This window comes from Rathayibacter sp. PhB127 (assembly GCF_003751665.1).
Classification (GTDB): domain Bacteria; phylum Actinomycetota; class Actinomycetes; order Actinomycetales; family Microbacteriaceae; genus Rathayibacter; species Rathayibacter festucae.
The window spans coordinates 995,054-1,012,825 of record NZ_RKHW01000001.1 but is presented as its reverse complement, the minus strand read 5'-3'; the positions used below and the strand labels follow the sequence as shown (position 1 = coordinate 1,012,825).

Here is a 17,772-nt window from a genome sequence, read left to right as displayed (position 1 = left end):
CCGCTGCGCGGGCAATGGGGGCCCGCGGAGCGGGCTCCCCGGACCGGGTCAGCGGTCGGTGGGCCAGTGGCGCTCGGGGGCTCCCGTGTAGAGCTGCTGGGGGCGGCCGATCTTGGTCTGCTTGTCGGTGTTCATCTCGCGCCAGTGCGCGATCCAGCCGGGCAGGCGGCCGATGGCGAAGAGAACGGTGAACATCCGGGTCGGGAAGCCCATCGCCTTATAGATGACGCCGGTGTAGAAGTCGACGTTCGGGTAGAGGCGACGCTCCTTGAAGTAGTCGTCCTCCAGGGCGAGGGCCTCGAGCTCCATCGCGATGTCGAGCAGCGGGTCCTTGACGCCGAGCGCCTGCAGCACCTCGGAGGCGCTCTCCTTGACGAGCTTCGCGCGCGGGTCGTAGTTCTTGTAGACCCGGTGGCCGAAGCCCATCAGGCGGACGCCCTCCTCCTTGTTCTTCACCCGCTCGACGAAGGTCTGGACGCTCTCGCCCGACTCGCGGATGCGGCCGAGCATCGTCAGCACGGCCTCGTTCGCGCCGCCGTGCAGCGGGCCGAACAGGGCGTTGATGCCGGCCGAGACCGACGCGTAGAGGTTCGCCTCGGTCGAGCCGACGAGGCGGACGGTGGAGGTCGAGGCGTTCTGCTCGTGGTCCTCGTGCAGGATCAGCAGGCGGTCGAGCGCCTTGGAGAGCACCGGGTCCACCTCGAACGGCTCGGCCATGGTGCCGAAGTTCAGGCGGAGGAAGTTGTCGACGAAGCTCAGCGAGTTGTCCGGGTAGAGGAACGCCTGGCCGATCGCCTTCTTGTGCGCGTACGCCGCCATCACCGGCAGCTTCGCGAGCAGGCGGATGGTGGTCAGCTCGACCGCCTCCGGGTCCTTCGGGTTCGAGCTGTCCTCGTAGTAGGTCGACAGCGCGGAGACGCCGGCCGAGAGGACCGACATCGGGTGCGCGCTGTGCGGCAGCGCGTCGAAGAAGCGCTTGAGGTCCTCGTGCAGCAGCGTGTGCCGGCGGATGCGGTCGTCGAAGCCGGCGAGCTCGTCCGCGGTGGGCAGCTCGCCGTAGATCAGCAGCCAGGCCACCTCGAGGTACGTCGCGTTCGTCGCGACCTCCTCGATCGGGTAGCCGCGGTAGCGCAGGATCCCCTCGTCGCCGTCGATGTAGGTGATGCTCGACTTCGTGGCGGCCGTGTTGACGAAGCCGTAGTCGAGCGACATCAGACCGGTCTGCTTCGACAGGGTCGAGAAGTCGATGCTCGAGGAGCCGTCGACGCTGCGCAGGACCGGGAACTCCGCGGTGCGATCACCGAACGTGAGCGTCACCTTCTCGGGCAGGACCTCGGCCGCGGCCGGCGCACTCTCCGTGGCGGGCTCGGGTGTCTCCACCGTCGCGGTTCCGTCGCTCTGCGTGCCGGATTCGGTCACAACGCCTCCCAGGTCATCGGTCGCACCCGGGTGCGCTCGCGCGGAGCGGGCGGCGCCGGGGCTGGAACTGGCCGGACCCAGGGCCGTTTGTGGCGACACTGACCGAACCGCATACAGCCTATGGGCAAAGCGGGGGCACTGTGACATCGCCCAGTGCTCGCCCCCGTCCCTTGTGGAGATCCTTCAGGAACGGGGTGCGCGCGGGGTCAGAGACCGCCGGCGAGCCGCTCGGCGGCCGCCGCGATGCGCTCGTCCGTCGCCGTCAGCGAGAGGCGGACGTGCTCGGTGAAGTGGTCGCCGTAGAAGACGCCGGGCCCGGCGAGGATCCCCAGGCGCGCGAGCCTGTCGATCGACTCCCAGGCCGGCCGCCCCTCGGTCGCCCAGAGGTAGAGGCCCGCCTCGCTGCAGTCGACGCGGAAGCCGGCGGCCTCGAGCGCCGGGCGCAGGAGGTCGCGCCGGGCGCGGTAGCGCTCCTTCTGCTCGGCCACGTGGCCGTCGTCGGCGAGAGCGACGACCATCGCCTCCTGCAGCGGTGCGGGGACGATCATCCCGGCGTGCTTGCGCACGGTGACGAGCCGAGCGATCAGCTCGCGGTCGCCCGCGACGAACGCGGCGCGGTAGCCGGCCAGGTTGGACTGCTTGCTGAGGGAGTAGACGCCGAGCACGCCGCGGCGGTCCTCGCCCGCCACGCGGGGATCGAGGACGCTCGGGATCGGCTCGTCTGCCCAGCGGCCGTCCCAGCCGAGCTCGGCGTAGCACTCGTCGCCCGCGACCACGGCGCCCAGCTCGCGCGCCCGGTCGACCGCGCGTCTCAGGGCGTCGACGTCGAGCACGGCGCCGTCGGGGTTGCCGGGCGAGTTCAGCCAGACGAGGCGCGTCTCGGCCGGCCACTCGTCGGGATCGTCGGACGCCAGCACCGAGGCTCCGGCGATCGCGGCGCCCATCGCGTAGGTCGGGTAGGCGGCGCGCGGGTGGACGACGACGTCGCCCTCACCGAGACCGAGCAGGAACGGCAGCCAGGCGACGAGCTCCTTCGAGCCGATCGTCGGCAGCACTTCGTCGAGCCCGAGACCCGGGACCCCCCGGCGCCGGGCGTACCAGGCGGCGATCGCCTCGCGCAGGGCGGGCGTGCCGACCGTGGTCGGGTAGGCGTGGGCGTCCGTCGCCCGGGCGAGCGCCTCGCGGATCGGCTCCGGCGTCGGGTCGACGGGCGAGCCGATGGAGAGGTCGACGAGGCCGCCGGGGTGCGCGGAGGCGACCCGGGTGGCGGGACCCATCAGGTCCCAGGGGTAGTCCGGCAGCGGTCCGAGTGACACGGACGCGCGCTCAGTGGCTCTGCGGCGGGAGGACGGCGATGACCGGGTGGTCCTTCGCGATCACTCCGACCTTCGCGGCACCGCCGGGCGAGCCGATCTCGTCGAAGAACTCGACGTTGGCCTTGTAGTAGTCGGACCACTCCTCGGGGAGGTCGTCCTCGTAGTAGATGGCCTCGACGGGGCACACCGGCTCGCACGCCCCGCAGTCGACGCACTCGTCGGGGTGGATGTAGAGCGAGCGCTCGCCTTCGTAGATGCAGTCGACCGGGCATTCGTCGATGCAGGCGCGGTCTTTGACATCGACGCACGGAAGTGCGATCACGTAGGTCACGGTCGTGGACGTCCCTTCGAACAGTGTTCTCTATCGTACGGGGAGCGGCGGGGCGGTGCTGTCGGCCGCCGGTTCCGCCGGAGCGGGGCGGGACGGCGGGCGGACACGCGGCCAGGCGATCACCACGAGGGCGATCAGCGCGGGGGCGAAGGTCCAGACCACGCCGAGGCCGTTGGCCGGCACGAGGACCGAGCCGCCGGTGCTGCGGAGGGCCAGCAGCCCGATCGCGCCGAGCAGGCCCATCGCGGTGCAGAAGGCGACGAAGCGGTCCACCATCACGAGACGGAGGCCGAGCAGCAGGAGCAGCACGGCGGCCAGCGACACGGCGAGGCCGACCGGGAGCTCCGCATCGCCGACGGTCACGGTGCTCTGGTGCGCGACGGTCGTGATCGCACCGACCACCGCGCCGGTCAGCACCGAGAGCAGGCCCGAGACGATGCGGGTGCCGAGATCGGGCCGCTCCTCGGCGACCGGCTCCGGCGGCGTCGGCGCACCCTCGGGGCGGAAGCGCTCGAGGCGGCCGATCGGGAACGCCGGGCCGCTCGAGAGCCGCAGCTCGTCGCCGTCGACGACGAGCTGCGTGCGGTGCGCCTCGAGCGCCGCGCGCTTGCGGGCGTAGTCGCTGTCGTCGAGCTCGATCGCGACGTCACCGGGCTGCTCGGCGACGGCCTCGGGCAGGACGGCGAGGTAGCGCAGTCCGAGCCGCTCGGCGGCCGTCGAGGCGATCAGGGCGGCGCGGATGTGGTCGGGATGGCCGTAGCCCCCGCCGACGTCGTAGGAGAGCACGAGGGTCGCGCCGGTCTGCACGAGGACGGCGACGAGGTCGGCGATCGCCTCCTCCTGCGGCGCGGAGGTGAAGGAGCGCGGGTCGACCGGCTCGAGCGGGACGGGCACTCGGCCCGGGCCCCACTGCATGCCGGAGTCGCGGTAGACCCGCGGGGCGAGGCCTGCGGCGCGGGCGGCCGGGTCGCCGAGGAAGCGGTGATCGGCGACGCCGAGGGCGGTCAGGGCGACGACCAGCTCGGTGGTGCGGTGCGCGGCGAGCTCGTCCGAGCCCTCGAGGTGCGCGAGATCGGGCGGGATGACCTCGCCGCACTCGCCGCGCGTCGCGGTGACGACGGTGACCGCGGCGCCGTCCGCGACGAGTCGCGCGAGGGTCCCGCCCATCGTGATGGTCTCGTCGTCGGGATGGGCGTGCACCGCCACGACCCGCTCGCCTGCGCCGTCTCGACTCGCGTCCACTCTCCGCCTCTCGTCCGTCGTGTGCTCTCGTTCCGCCGCGCGGCCCCGCCCGAAGCGCCTCCGACCGGCTGCCCGGCGCCGCACATCGCACGCCCGGCGTCCTGTGTGGACACACGACCGGATGGCCACTACAGTCGTCCACGGGTTAGGCAAGGCTTACCTGAGGATGCGGCCCGGGGGTGGGCTTCGCACCGTCCTCCCGTGCAGACGACGAAGAGAACACACGTGCTCGCAAACTACCTCATCGGCCTCCGTGAAGGCCTCGAAGCCGGGCTCGTCGTCGGCATCCTCGTCGCGTACCTGACCAAGCTGCAGCGGCGCGACGTGCTCCCCCGGCTCTGGACGGGCATCGCCGCCGCGGTCGTCCTCTCCCTCGTCACCGGCGCGATCCTCACCTGGGGCCCCTACGGCCTCAGCTTCACCGCGCAGGAGCTCCTCGGCGGCGGCCTCTCGCTGCTCGCCGTCGGCCTCGTCACCTGGATGATCTTCTGGATGGGCGCGAACGCCCGCAGCCTGAAGGGCGAGCTCGAGTCCAAGCTGGACGCGGCGGTCAGCGGCTCCGCCCTCGGGATCGTCGTGCTCGGCTTCGTCAGCGTCGGCCGCGAGGGGATCGAGACCGCGCTGTTCGTCTGGGCGAGCGTCTCCTCGAGCAGCGCCTCCTCCGACTCGGACGCCTGGGTCGGCACGGTCGGCGCGTTCCTCGGCATCCTCAGCGCGGTCGTCGCCTCCTACCTGATCTTCCGCGGCTTCGTCCGGATAGATCTCGGCCGCTTCTTCACCTGGACGGGCGGCTTCCTCATCGTCGTCGCGGCCGGCGTGCTGCTCTACGGCGTCGGCGACCTGCAGGAGGCGGCGCTGCTGCCCGGCTCGGGCACCCCGCTGTTCGACCTGGGTCCGATCCTGCCGGCGCCGGTCGCCGCGATCCTCGGCGGGCTCTTCAACTACACGCCCGAGCCGACGGCGCTGCAGTTCTCGGCCTGGCTGCTGTACCTCGTCGTCGTCGGATCCCTCTTCGTCCGCCAGGTCCGCTCCCGCCGGCCGCGACGGGGCAGCGCGGCCCCGGTCGCCGCTCCCGTCGCAACCTCCGTCTGATCCCGCCCCGGCACCGCCGGAACGACCTCCCACCACCAGGAGAACCATGCCCCCGCGCACTCGACCCCGCCTTCCCCGCGTCGCCTCCGGCCTCGCCGGCGCCGGCGCTCTCGCCCTGCTCCTCACCGGCTGCGTGCCGAACACCCCGGCCGCCTCCTCCGCCGCGGCCCTCGACGTCGCGATCGACGACGGGGCCTGCGCGGTGTCCGCCGCCACGGCCGAGGCGGGTGCGGTCACCTTCGCGCTCGAGAACACCGGATCGGACGTCAACGAGTTCGAGATCCTCGCAGAGGACAAGCTGCGCATCGTGGGCGAGAAGGAGAACGTCACCCCCGGGCAGAGCGTCTCCTACGTCGCCCAGCTCGAGCCCGGCACCTACTACACGGCCTGCAAGTTCCAGCAGGTCGGCGCTCCCGTCGGGCTCGCCGAGTTCACCGTGACCGGCGAGGCGACCGAGCAGTCGGCCGACGAGCAGGCCGCGACCGAGGCCGCCGTCACCAACTACGTCTCCTACGTGCAGTCGCAGTCGGGCGAGCTGCTGCCCGCCGTGACGGCCTTCGCCGACGCGTACGCGGCCGGCGACGACGAGAAGGCGCGCAGCCTCTTCGCCGCGACCCGCGTCTTCTACGAGCGCATCGAGCCGACCGCCGAGGCGTTCGGCGACCTCGACCCGAAGATCGACTACCGCGAGGTGGACGCCGTCGCGGAGGGACTGGAATGGACCGGATTCCACCGCATCGAGAAGGACCTCTGGGTCCCCGCCGCCGACGCGCTGAACTCCGACGGCACGAGCGCCTGGCTCGACTGGGCGCCGTCGACCCCGGAGCAGCGCACCGCGTTCGCCGACGGGCTCGTCTCGGACGTGCAGGACCTCTACGACCTCGTCGCCGCACCCGACTTCACCGTCTCGGTCGGCGACATCTCGAACGGCGCGATCGGCCTGCTCGACGAGGTCGCCGCCGGCAAGATCACCGGTGAGGAGGACTGGTGGTCGGGCACCGACCTGACCGACTTCGCCGCGAACGTGCAGGGCGCGGAGGTGGCCTTCGGCAACGTCGAGCCGATCGCGACCGCCTCCGGCGAGGACGGCGCGGCGCTGACCGCCGAGATCGGACAGCGCTTCGCCGAGCTCGACGCGATGCTCGCGCAGTACGGCTCGCTCGACTCCGGCTTCGTCGCCTACTCGAGCGTCACCGCCGAGCAGAAGAAGGAGCTCTCCGACCAGGTGAACGCCCTGTCCGAGCCGCTCTCGCAGCTCACGCACACGGTGCTCGGCGTCGAGGAGCCCGCGGAGTAGTGGAGCCCGAGCAGAACAGCGCCGACCCCGGCACCGACCCGGGCCCGAGCGCCGAGCAGCCCCGCCGCCTCTCGCGGCGCGGGCTGCTCGGCCTCGTCTCGGCAGGGACCGCGGGCCTCGCCGCGGGGATCGGCGGGACCGTCGCCGTCACCTCGGCGACCAGCGCGAGCGCCTCCTCCGCCGCGACGCGCGTCGTGCCGTTCTTCGGCGCGAACCAGGCCGGGATCACGACGGCCGCGCAGGACCGGCTGCACTTCGCGGCGTTCGACCTGGCCTCCACGGCGACCCGCGACGACCTGATCGAACTGCTGCAGGACTGGACCCTCGCGGCCGCCCGCCTCACGCAGGGGCTCGACGTCAGCGAGGAGGGCGCCGTCGGCGGCCCGGACACGGCGCCGCCGGACGACACCGGCGAGGCGCTCGGCCTCGACGCGTCCTCGCTCACGCTGACCTTCGGCTTCGGGCCGACGCTCTTCACCGACGAGTCGGGCGCCGACCGCTTCGGCCTCGCCGACCGGCGGCCGGCCGAGCTCGCGGCGCTCCCCCGGTTCCGCGGCGACGCGCTGGTGCCGACCGCGGGCGGCGGCGACCTCTGCATCCAGGCGTGCGCCGACGACCCGCAGGTCGCGGTGCACGCGATCCGCAACCTCAGCCGCATCGCCTTCGGCCGCGCCTCGCTGCGCTGGTCCCAGCTCGGGTTCGGCCGCACCTCCTCCACCTCGACGGCGCAGGCGACTCCGCGGAACCTCTTCGGCTTCAAGGACGGCACGGCCAACATCAAGTCCGAGGAGCCGGACGCCGTGCAGGAGCACGTCTGGGTGCAGGACGCCGACGGCCCGGCCTGGCTCGCGGGCGGCAGCTACCTCGTCGCGCGCAAGATCCGGATGATCATCGAGACCTGGGACCGCAGCCAGCTCGGCGAGCAGGAGCGCGTGATCGGCCGGAGCAAGGGCTCCGGCGCCCCGCTCTCGGGCGGCGGCGAGTTCACGGAGCCCGACTTCGAGGCGGCAGGAGCGACCGGCGTGCCGCTGGTCGACCAGGAGTCGCACGTGCGGCTCGCGCACCCGACCGTCAACAACGGCGTCCGGCTGCTGCGCCGCGGCTACAACTTCGTCGACGGGAACGACGAGCTCGGGCGGCTGAACGCGGGGCTCTTCTTCCTCTCGTTCCAGCGGTCGCCGGAGCAGTTCATCACCGTGCAGAGGAACCTCGCGACCGATGCGCTCAACGAGTACATCAAGCACGTGGGTTCGGCGGTCTTCGCCGTCCCGCCGGGCGTGCGCGACGAGAGCGACTACGTGGGGTCGGGGCTCTTCGCCTGAGCCGCTCGCGTTCCTGAGGGAATCTCCATCCCGGCACAGGTCGTCGGCGGCTGCCTCTCCGAGTGCGGCAAGGTCGGCTCCCTAGCCTCGACGGCGATGTCCGGGAACAGTGCGAAGAACCAGCCGACCAAGCGCGAGCGCCAGGAACTCGCCCGCCTCGAGGCGAAGGAGCGGCGCGAGCAGGAGCGGCGCCGGAAGCGGCGGAACCGGCTGCTCGGGCAGAGCGGTGCGGTGGTCGGCGTGCTCGCCGTCGTGGCGCTCGTCGCGTGGAACGTCTGGTCGCAGCAGGAGATCGCGAGCACCGGGCCGGCGAACATGCTGAGCGACGGGATCGTGCTCGCGGGAGCGGAGTCGGCGGTGACTCCCGTGACGACCGCTCCCCTCGAGGCGGGCGAGGAGCCGGTGCCGACCGACGAGGCCGCTGCGCGCGCGGGCGGCGTCGTCACGGTCGACCTGTACGTGGACTACCTCTGCCCGTACTGCGGGCAGTTCGAGACGGCCAACACGGCGAATCTCCAGTCGTGGCTGACGCAGGGGGCGATCACGCTCGAGATCCATCCGGTCGCGATCCTCGACTCCTCCTCGGCGGGGTCGGAGTACTCGAGCCGGGCGGCGAACGCCGCGGCCTGCGTGGCGGACGAGGATCCGGACCGCTTCCTCGCCGTGCACGAGGCGCTGTTCGCGAAGCAGCCGGCGGAGGGGACGACCGGGCTGAGCGACGACGAGCTGCGGGCGCTGGTGACCGGGGCGGGCGTGACGGACGACGACGTGCTGGCGTGCATCACGAGCGGCGAGTTCCGGCCGTGGGTCGCGGCGGCCACGAAGCGGGCGACGAGCGGGACCCTGGCGAACTCGTCGCTGGCGAAGCTGAGCTCGACGCCGACCGTGCTCGTCAACGGCGAGCAGTACACGGGGAAGCCGGACGACGCCGACGCGTTCGTCGCCTTCATCACGGCGACGCTCGAGGCGGAGGGACCGACGGCGACCCCGACGCCGGCGGGCTGACGGCGGGGTCTCGATACGCCGCGTTCCGCGGCTACTCGACCAGCATGCTGCGCTCCATGCTGGTCGAGCAGCCCTCGGAGAGGGCGTATCGAGACCCGGCGGACCGCGGAACGACGAACGACCGGCGGAGCGGGCTCCGGCCGGTCGTGCGTCGTGGGAGCGCCGCTGGGGCGCCCCGGGTCAGGCCTGCTTCTTGAGGCGGCTGGTCGCGCGGGCGCGGGCGTTCGCGTCCAGCTCGACCTTGCGGATGCGGACGATCTCGGGGGTGACCTCGACGCACTCGTCCTCGCGGGCGAACTCGAGGCACTCCTCGAGCGTCAGCTGGCGCGAGGGCGTCATCGACTCGAACGTGTCGGAGGTGGACTGACGCATGTTGGTCAGCTTCTTCTCCTTGGTGATGTTCACGTCCATGTCGTCGTTGCGCGAGTTCTCGCCGATGACCATGCCCTCGTAGACCTCCTCGGTGGGGTTCACGAAGAAGGTCATCCGCTCCTGCAGGGCGATGATCGCGAACGGCGTCACGACGCCGGTGCGGTCGGCGACGATCGAGCCGTTGTTGCGGGTGACGATGGCGCCGGCCCACGGCTCGTAGCCGTGCAGGATCGCGTTCGCGATGCCGGTGCCGCGCGTGGTGGTGAGGAACTCGGTGCGGAAGCCGATCAGGCCGCGCGAGGGCACGATGAACTCCATGCGGACCCAGCCGGTGCCGTGGTTCGCCATGTTCTCCATGCGGCCCTTGCGGGCGGCGAGGAGCTGCGTGATCGCGCCGAGGTACTCCTCCGGAGCGTCGATGGTGAGGTGCTCGAAGGGCTCGTGCACCTTGCCGTCGACCTGGCGGGTGACCACCTGCGGCTTGCCGACCGTGAGCTCGAAGCCCTCGCGGCGCATCTGCTCGACGAGGATGGCCAGCGCGAGCTCGCCGCGGCCCTGGACCTCCCACGAGTCGGGGCGGCCGATGTCGAGGACCTTGAGCGACACGTTTCCGATGAGCTCGCGGTCGAGGCGGTCCTTGACCATGCGCGCCGTGAGCTTGTGGCCCTTGACCTTGCCGACCAGCGGCGAGGTGTTGGTGCCGATGGTCATCGAGATCGCCGGGTCGTCGACCGTGATGGCCGGCAGCGGGCGGATGTCCTCCGGGTCGGCGATGGTCTCGCCGATGGTGATCTCGGGGAAGCCCGCGATCGCGACGATGTCGCCGGGGCCGGCGGTCTCGGCCGGGTAGCGGTCGAGCGCCTTGGTGATCAGCAGCTCGGTGATGCGGGCGTTGGTGTGCGAGCCGTCGTGGTGGACCCAGGCGACGGTCTGGCCCTTCTTGATCGTGCCGTTGAAGACGCGGAGGAGGGCGAGGCGGCCGAGGAACGGCGACGCGTCGAGGTTGGTGACGTGGGCCTGGAGGGGCGCCTCGTCGTCGAAGGTCGGCGCCGGGATGTGCTTGAGGATCGCCTCGAACAGCGGCTCGAGGTCCTCGGCGTCGGGCAGCGTGCCGTCCTCCGGCTTGTTCGCGGAGGCGCGGCCGGCCTTGCCGGACGCGTAGACGACGGGGACGTCGAGGATGGCGTCGAGGTCGAGGTCGGGGACGTCGTCCGCCATGTCGGAGGCGAGGCCGAGGAGGAGGTCCTGGCTCTCGGCGACGACCTCGTCGATGCGGGCATCGGGGCGGTCGGTCTTGTTGACCAGCAGGATGACGGGGAGCTTCGCCTCGAGCGCCTTGCGGAGCACGAAGCGAGTCTGCGGGAGGGGGCCCTCCGACGCGTCGACGAGGAGGCAGACGCCGTCGACCATCGACAGGCCGCGCTCGACCTCGCCGCCGAAGTCGGCGTGGCCGGGGGTGTCGATCACGTTGATGGTGATGGGGCCGTCGACCGCGTGCTTGCCGCTGTAGGACACAGCGGTGTTCTTCGCGAGGATCGTGATGCCCTTCTCGCGCTCGAGCTCGTTCGAGTCCATCGCGCGCTCGTCCACGTGGGCGTGCGCGTCGAAGGAGTTCGTCTGCTTGAGCATGGCGTCCACCAGGGTGGTCTTGCCATGGTCGACGTGGGCGACGATCGCGACGTTGCGCAGGTCGGAGCGGGTGGCACTTGCCATGTGAACGGACTCGTCTCGTGTTCTCGTGCAGTAAGGGGGACCCTCCATCGTACCGCAGGCTCGCGCCGAGACGGCGGAGGGCCCCGTTCCGGGCCGGCGACCCGATGAACATCGGGTGTCGCCGGCCCGGAACGGGGCCCTCGTGGCGTGGATCGGGCGGACTAGACCGCGAACTCGATCCCGGCGCCGGGGATGGCGGCGAGCAGCTCCCGGGTGTACTCCTGCTGCGGCGACTCGAACACGGTGTCGGTCGAGGCGTGCTCGACGATCCGGCCCTTCTGCATCACGCAGACGTCGTCGGCGATCACGCGGACCACGGCGAGGTCGTGCGTGATGAACAGGTAGGTCAGCCCGAGCTCGGCCTGCAGGTCGGCCAGGAGGCGGAGGATCTGCGCCTGGACGAGCACGTCCAGGGCCGACACCGCCTCGTCGAGCACCACGATCTCGGGCTTGAGCGCGAGCGCGCGGGCGATCGCCACGCGCTGGCGCTGGCCGCCGGAGAGCTCGTTCGGGTAGCGGCTCGCGATCACCCGCGGGAGGGACACCTGGTCGAGCAGCTCGAGCACGCGCTCGCGCTGCGAGGTGCGGTCGCCGACCTTGTGCACCCGCAGCGGCTCCGAGATGGTGTTGCCGATGTTGTGCAGCGGGTCGAGCGAGCCGTACGGGTCCTGGAACACCGGCTGCATCGAGCGCCGCAGCGCCAGCATCTCCTTGCCGCGGAGCTTCTCGGTGCGGCGGCCGTCGATCGAGATCGCGCCGGACGTCGCCGTCTCCAGACCGAGCACGAGGCGGGCGATCGTCGACTTGCCCGAGCCCGACTCCCCCACGAGCGCCGTGGTGGTGCCCTTGGGGATCGAGAACGACACGTCGTCGACCGCCGTGAAGTCCTCGGCCTTCAGCCCGCCGCGGCGGATCTTGAAGACCTTGGTGAGCCCGTCGAGCTCGATCATCGGCCGCGCGGTGGTGGTCGCTGCGCCGTGGTGGGCGCCGGCCGCGCCGACCAGGTCGACCTCGCGGACGGCGTCGGACTCGCCGGGCACCGCCTCGGTCGCCGTGCCGGCGGTGGACTGGATGCGGCGCGAGGCGAGGCTCGGCGCCGCGGCGATCAGGCGCTGCGTGTAGGGGTGCTGCGGGTTCTGCAGCACCTCCACCGAGGCGCCCGACTCCACGATCCGGCCCTTGTACATCACGATGAGCTTCTCGGCGCGCTCGGCGGCGAGGCCCAGGTCGTGCGTGATGAAGAGCAGCGCAGTGCCGTCGGTCCTCGTCAGGGTCTCGAGGTGGTCGAGGATGCGCCGCTGCACCGTCACGTCGAGCGCCGACGTGGGCTCGTCCGCGATCAGCAGCTGCGGCGACGCGGCCAGGCCGATGCCGATCAGCACCCGCTGGCGCATGCCGCCGGAGAACTGGTGCGGGAACTGCTTGAGCCGCTTCTCGGCGTCCGCGAGCCCGGCGTTCTGCAAGACCTCGATCGCCTTGGCGCGGACCTCCTTGCGGCCGGAGGCGAGGCCGTTGGCCTTGATCGTCTCCTCGACCTGGAAGCCGACCGACCAGACCGGGTTGAGGTTGGACATCGGGTCCTGCGGCACGTAGCCGATCCGGCGGCCTCGGATGTCCTCCAGCTCGGTCCTGGTCGCCTTCGCGAGGTCCTTGCCGTCGAACAGCACGGAGCCGCCGGTGACCGTGCCGGTGCCGGGGAGCAGGCCGATGATCGCCGCGGCGGTCGTCGACTTGCCGGAGCCGGACTCGCCGACGATCGCGACGGTCTGGCCGTGCTCGATCGTCAGGCTGACGCCGCGGAGGGCGGGGACCAGTCCGCTGCCGGTCTGGAAGCCGACCTCGAGGTCGGTGACCTGGAGCAGCGGCCCCTGCGGGGTGCTCGGTGTCGTGGACGTCATCGGAGGGCCCTCGCCTTCGGGTCGAGCGCGTCGCGGAGCGACTCGCCCAGGAGGATGAAGCTCAGCACCGTCACCGTCAGCGCGATCGACGGGTAGATCAGCGTCTGCGGGTTGGTGCGCAGATCGCGCTGCGCCTGGCTGATGTCGTTGCCCCAGGACATCACCGAGCCGGGCAGGCCGACGCCGAGGAACGACAGCGTCGCCTCCGCGGTGATGGCGGCGCCGAGCGAGATGGTCGTGACGACGATGACCGGAGCGATCGAGTTCGGCAGCACGTGCCGGAACAGGATCGCCATCTTGGACAGGCCCGTCGCGGTGGCGGCGCCGACGAAGTCGGACTGCTTCACGCGGAGGACCTCGGAGCGCAGCACGCGCGCCGTCGTCGGCCAGGCGAACGCTCCGATCGCCAGGGCGATGACGAAGACGTTCCGGTAGGCCGAGAAGACCGACATGATGACGACCGCGGCGAGGATGTAGGGGATCGAGAAGAAGATGTCGCCCAGGCGCATGATCACGGTGTCGACCCAGCCGCCGAAGAAGCCGGCCAGCGCGCCGCCGATGACGCCGGAGACGGTCGTGATGACGATCACGATCAGACCGACGGTCAGCGACGTGGACGTGCCGTGGATGATGCGCGAGAAGACGTCGCAGCCCTGCTTGGTGTAGCCGAGCAGGCTGCCGCCGCCCGGGCCCTGGTTGCTGAACGAGAGCGCGCACTGCCGCGGGTCCACCGAGGTGAACAGGCCGGGGAGCAGGGCGACCGCGATGATCACGACGATCATCACGCCGGAGATCCAGAACATCGGGCGCTTGCGCAGATCGCGCCAGGCGTCGGTCCAGAGGTTGCTGGGCTTCTCGTCGAGGCTGACCGCGTCGACGGACGCGATCGGCGTCTCCTCGAGCGGGGCGACGAAGTGGTCGATGCGGCGGGCCTTCTGCGCGCCGCCGGAGAACTCATTTGGCATAGCGGATCCTCGGGTCGAGTACGGCGTAGAGCAGGTCGACGAGGATGTTCACCACGAGGTAGAACAGCACCATGACCGTGACGAAGGAGACGACGGTCGGTCGCTCCCCTCGGATGATCGCCTGGTAGAGCGTGTTCCCGACGCCGGGAACGTTGAAGATGCCCTCGGTCACGGTGGCACCGACGATCAGGAGGCCGAAGTCGGCTCCGAACTGCGTGGTGACCGGGATCAGCGAGTTGCGCAGGACGTGCACCGGGATGACGCGACGACGCGAGAGTCCCTTGCTGTACGCGGTGCGCACGAAGTCCGAGCCGGCGGTCTCGATGACCGAGCCGCGGGTCAGGCGGATCGCCGAGGCGACCACGAACAGCGCGAGCACGATCGCCGGGAGCAGGAGCCTCTGGAACGACGCGTCGGCACCGACCGTCGGAGGGAACCAGCCCAGCTGGATCGCGAAGAACGACTGCGCGATGAAGCAGAGCACGAAGATCGGCACCGAGACGAGCAGGAGGCTGACGACCAGGGCGCTCGCGTCGAAGAAGCTGCCCTTGCGCAGTCCGCTGATGAGGCCGATGGTCAGCGCCACGACGATCTCGATGATGATCGCCATCATCGCGAGGGTCAGGGTCACCGGGAAGGTGCGGGCGAGGATCTCGTTGACCGACTGGCCCGAGAACGAGATGCCGAAGTCGCCGCGGACGACGCCTCCCAGGTAGTACAGGTACTGGACGATGAACGGCTCGTTCAGGTGGTACTGCTCCTCGAGGCGGGCGAGGAGCGCGGGGCTCGGCGTCTTGTCGCCGAAGAGCGACAGGAGCGGGTTCCCCGGCATGGAGAAGACCATGAAATAGATGAGGAACGTGGTGCCGATGAGCACGGGGACGGCTTGCAGGATGCGTCGGACGATGTAGGCGAGCATGTCAGCCCAGCCGGTTCCGGAGTCGCATGGATGGGGACCTCATTCGATTGTGACCGAAACAGGGCGCTCCGCCCGTGCCGTGACCTGGTGGCCGGCGGCACGGGCGAAGCGCCCCAGTGGTTCGAGCTTAGTTCTTGGTGATCTCGTAGTAGAGCGGCACCGAGTTCCAGCCGAACTCGACGTTCGACACGCCCTCGCCGTAGCCGCCGGTCACGTTCGCGTACCAGAGCGGCAGCGCCGGGAGGTCGGTGAGGAGGGTCTCCTGTGCCTGCTGGAACGTGGTGTTCGCAGCGTCGGTGTCGGCGTCGGAGAGACCCGAGGCGACGAGAGCGTCGAACTCGGGGTTCGTGTAGTCGCCGTCGTTCGACGAGGCGCCGGTCACGTAGAGCGGTCCGAGGAAGTTGTAGAGGCTCGGGTAGTCGGCCTGCCAACCGGTGCGGAACGCCGTCTCGATCGAGCGGTCGACGATCTTGGTGCGCGCCTCGGCGAAGGTCGGGTAGGCGTCGCCCTCGGCCTCGATGCCCAGCGTGTTCTTGATCGAGTTGGTCACCGCGTCGACCCAGCCCTGGTGGCCGCCGTCCGCGTTGTAGGCGATCTTGAAGGTGCCGTCCCAGGGGCTGATCGCGTCGGCCTGAGCCCACAGCGCCTTGGCCTCGTCGGGGTTGTACTCGAGCACGTCGGCGCCCTCGAGGGAGTCGCTGTAGCCGTCGATCACCGGGGAGGTGAAGTCGGAGGCGGGGGTGCGGGTGCCCTCGAAGATCACGTCGGTGATCTCCTTGCGGTCGAAGGCCATCGAGATGGCCTGACGGCGCAGCTGGCCCTCCTCACCGCTGAAGTGCGCGAGGCGCTCCGGGATGGTGAAGGACTGGAAGATCGCGGCGGGCTGGTTCACGGCGCGGTCGCCGAGGTCGCTCTCGAAGGTGCCGAAGGCGGAGTCCGGGATCTGGTCGACCACGTCGACGTTGCCGCCGAGGAGGTCGGCGTAGGACGCGTCCTGGGTGGCGTAGAAGACGATCTTCAGGCCGCCGTTCTGCGCCTCGCGGGGACCGGAGTAGTCCTCGTTCTTGACCAGGTCGATCTGGACGTCGTGCTGCCACGCGTCGTCGCCGGCCAGCTTGTACGGGCCGTTGCCGATCGGGTTCTCGCCGAACGCGGCCATGTCGTCGAACGCGACGGCGGGCAGCGGGTAGTACGCCGAGTAGCCGAGGCTGATCGGGAAGTCCGACTGCGGGGACTTGAGCGCCACGGTGAAGGTGGTGTCGTCCACGGCCTTGAGGCCGGTGAGCTCGCTGTCCTCGGTGTCGCTGTAGCCCTCGAAGTTCGCGAAGAACGACGAGCTGAGCTGGTTGTTCGAGAGCTTCGCGCCGTAGTTCCAGGCGTCGATGAAGGAGCTCGAGGTCACCGGGTCGCCGTTCGTGAACGTCAGGCCGTCCTTGATGGTGATGGTGTAGTTCTGCGCGTCGTCCGACTCGATCGACTCGGCGACGTCGTTGTTCGGCGCCCCCTCGGCGTCGTAGTAGACCAGGCCCGCGAAGATCTCGTCGAGGATCTTGCCGCCGCCCACCTCGTTGGTGTTGGTCGGGACCAGCGGGTTCTGCGGCTCCGAGCCGTTGGTGGAGATGATCGCGGCGGTGTCGCCGCTCGCGTCTCCCCCGCCCGAGTCGTTCGAGCTGCTGCAGCCGGCCAGGACCAGCGTGCTCGCGGCGACGAGCGCCAGAGCTCCGAGGCCGTAACGTCTGATTTTCACAATTCCTCCAGTGGTGTGGGGGCGCGCGAGAAGTGGTTTCCCTGACGCGTGGAGTGCCGTGCGCGTGGCGACGACGTCGGCGCGCGAGACTGGTGGCCACCGCGCGATTGCCTCCGACGAGACTATGTATCGACTGCCTATCGCCACAAAACGATGAGGAAACCGTTACACAGCGGTAACCAGGAGGTGGAATCCTTGCGCGGATTCGCACGAAACGTGCGTCTGCGCGTCGTTCCGCGCACACCAGCGAATCCGAGGAAGGGGCCCGCGTGTCCACCGCTCCCCCAGCGTCCGCACAGTCCCGGGGCCGGATCGGGGCGGAGATCCTCCTGGTCCTCGGGCTCTCCCTCGGGGCGTCGGCGGTCTACTCCGTCGTCTCGATCGCCAACAAGCTCACCCGCTCGGTGTCGCTCGGGCAGCAGTCGACGACGATCAACGGAGCGCTCAGCGACCGGCCCGCTTTCGACCTGATCTACCAGCTGCTCGCGCTGTTCTTCGACCTCGTGCCGGTGCTGCTGTGCGTCTTCCTGCTCTGGCAGGGCGGTCGGCGTCCGCTCGGTCGGCTCGGTCTCGATCTGCGCCGGCCGCTCCCCGACCTCGGCACGGGACTCGTCCTCGCGGTGGCGATCGGCGCGCCCGGCATCGGGCTGTACGCGCTCGGCCGGGCCCTCGGGATCACGGTGGCGGTCGTGGCGTCGCCGCTGGACGCCTACTGGTGGACGGTGCCCGTGCTGGTGCTCTCCGCGATCCGGGCGGGGGTGCAGGAGGAGGTGATCATGATCGGCTACCTCTTCGCGCGCCTGGGCGACCTCGGCTGGGGGCGGTGGAGGATCCTGTTCGCGAGCGCCCTGCTCCGGGGCAGCTACCACCTGTACCAGGGCATCGGGCCGTTCATCGGCAACGTGATCATGGGCGTGGTCTTCGGGCTGTTCTACCAGCGCTTCGGTCGCACGCTACCGCTGGTGATCGCGCACTCGATCATCGACATCGTGTCGTTCGTGGGCTACCCGCTGGCGGTCGCCCTCTGGCCGGAGCTGTTCGCGGCGCCGACGCCGCAGCCGACGCCCTCGGTCACTCCCACCCCTTGACGCCCCTCGTCGTCCGACGCCGAGCCGATCCGTCACGAACGGTCGT

The 17,772-nt window shown here is 70.6% G+C and carries 14 protein-coding genes; 5 read left to right on the top strand and 9 right to left on the bottom strand.

All coding sequences use genetic code 11. From position 1 onward, the window contains the following. Positions 1–48 precede the first annotated feature (48 nt). The 4 genes from EDF22_RS04930 to EDF22_RS04915 all read right to left on the bottom strand — a co-directional run bounded on the left by EDF22_RS04930 (position 49) and on the right by EDF22_RS04915 (position 4,308). On the bottom strand, positions 49–1,329 hold the full coding sequence (locus tag EDF22_RS04930) for a citrate synthase (protein WP_123445980.1): 1,281 nt from the start codon (positions 1,327–1,329) through the stop codon (positions 49–51). A gap of 296 nt (positions 1,330–1,625) precedes the next feature. Further along, complete coding sequence (gene dapC, locus EDF22_RS04925) at positions 1,626–2,735, bottom strand: succinyldiaminopimelate transaminase (RefSeq protein WP_123702824.1); 1,110 nt, start codon at positions 2,733–2,735, stop codon at positions 1,626–1,628. 10 nt (positions 2,736–2,745) lie between these two features. Continuing rightward, on the bottom strand, positions 2,746–3,066 hold the full coding sequence (gene fdxA / locus EDF22_RS04920; RefSeq protein ID WP_085475430.1) for a ferredoxin: 321 nt from the start codon (positions 3,064–3,066) through the stop codon (positions 2,746–2,748). Positions 3,067–3,096: 30 nt separating this feature from the next. Further along, on the bottom strand, positions 3,097–4,308 hold the full coding sequence (locus EDF22_RS04915) for a PIG-L family deacetylase (RefSeq protein ID WP_133961592.1): 1,212 nt from the start codon (positions 4,306–4,308) through the stop codon (positions 3,097–3,099). A 225-nt stretch (positions 4,309–4,533) separates the two neighbouring features. Here EDF22_RS04915 and efeU point away from each other — a divergent pair, with 225 nt between their 5' ends. The 4 genes from efeU to EDF22_RS04895 all read left to right on the top strand — a co-directional run bounded on the left by efeU (position 4,534) and on the right by EDF22_RS04895 (position 9,024). Further along, positions 4,534–5,400 (top strand): iron uptake transporter permease EfeU, encoded by an 867-nt coding sequence (gene efeU / locus EDF22_RS04910; RefSeq protein WP_123702821.1) that lies wholly within the window; start codon positions 4,534–4,536, stop codon positions 5,398–5,400. 46 nt (positions 5,401–5,446) lie between these two features. Beyond that, positions 5,447–6,697 carry an iron uptake system protein EfeO gene (efeO, locus tag EDF22_RS04905; RefSeq protein ID WP_123702819.1) on the top strand — a complete coding sequence of 417 codons (1,251 nt, stop codon included), beginning with the start codon at positions 5,447–5,449 and terminating at the stop codon, positions 6,695–6,697. Further along, positions 6,697–8,019: an iron uptake transporter deferrochelatase/peroxidase subunit gene (gene efeB / locus EDF22_RS04900; RefSeq protein ID WP_123702817.1), complete on the top strand. Its 1,323-nt coding sequence runs from the start codon at positions 6,697–6,699 to the stop codon at positions 8,017–8,019. The genes efeO and efeB overlap by 1 nt, the downstream gene beginning before the upstream one ends. Before the next feature lie 96 nt (positions 8,020–8,115). Further along, positions 8,116–9,024, top strand: coding sequence for a thioredoxin domain-containing protein (locus EDF22_RS04895; protein WP_123702815.1), 909 nt, complete (start codon positions 8,116–8,118; stop codon positions 9,022–9,024). Between the two features lie 180 nt (positions 9,025–9,204). Here the strand turns inward: EDF22_RS04895 and typA are convergent, their stop codons facing one another. The 5 genes from typA to EDF22_RS04870 form a co-directional block, all read right to left on the bottom strand. After that, positions 9,205–11,109, bottom strand: coding sequence for a translational GTPase TypA (gene typA / locus EDF22_RS04890; RefSeq protein WP_123445448.1), 1,905 nt, complete (start codon positions 11,107–11,109; stop codon positions 9,205–9,207). Positions 11,110–11,270: 161 nt separating this feature from the next. After that, positions 11,271–13,007: an ABC transporter ATP-binding protein gene (locus tag EDF22_RS04885; RefSeq protein ID WP_123702813.1), complete on the bottom strand. Its 1,737-nt coding sequence runs from the start codon at positions 13,005–13,007 to the stop codon at positions 11,271–11,273. Continuing rightward, positions 13,004–13,972: an ABC transporter permease gene (locus tag EDF22_RS04880; RefSeq protein WP_123445446.1), complete on the bottom strand. Its 969-nt coding sequence runs from the start codon at positions 13,970–13,972 to the stop codon at positions 13,004–13,006. Before EDF22_RS04880 ends, EDF22_RS04885 begins: the two co-directional genes overlap by 4 nt. Beyond that, entirely contained in the window at positions 13,962–14,891 is a 930-nt protein-coding gene (locus EDF22_RS04875) for an ABC transporter permease (RefSeq protein WP_123445445.1), read from the bottom strand. Before EDF22_RS04875 ends, EDF22_RS04880 begins: the two co-directional genes overlap by 11 nt. A gap of 127 nt (positions 14,892–15,018) precedes the next feature. After that, positions 15,019–16,638, bottom strand: a complete 1,620-nt coding sequence (locus EDF22_RS04870; protein WP_123702811.1) for an ABC transporter substrate-binding protein — start codon at positions 16,636–16,638, stop codon at positions 15,019–15,021. Positions 16,639–16,907: 269 nt separating this feature from the next. Between EDF22_RS04870 and EDF22_RS04865 the strand changes: the two genes are divergently transcribed. After that, entirely contained in the window at positions 16,908–17,726 is an 819-nt protein-coding gene (locus EDF22_RS04865) for a CPBP family intramembrane glutamic endopeptidase (protein ID WP_123702809.1), read from the top strand. Positions 17,727–17,772: the final 46 nt, after the last annotated feature.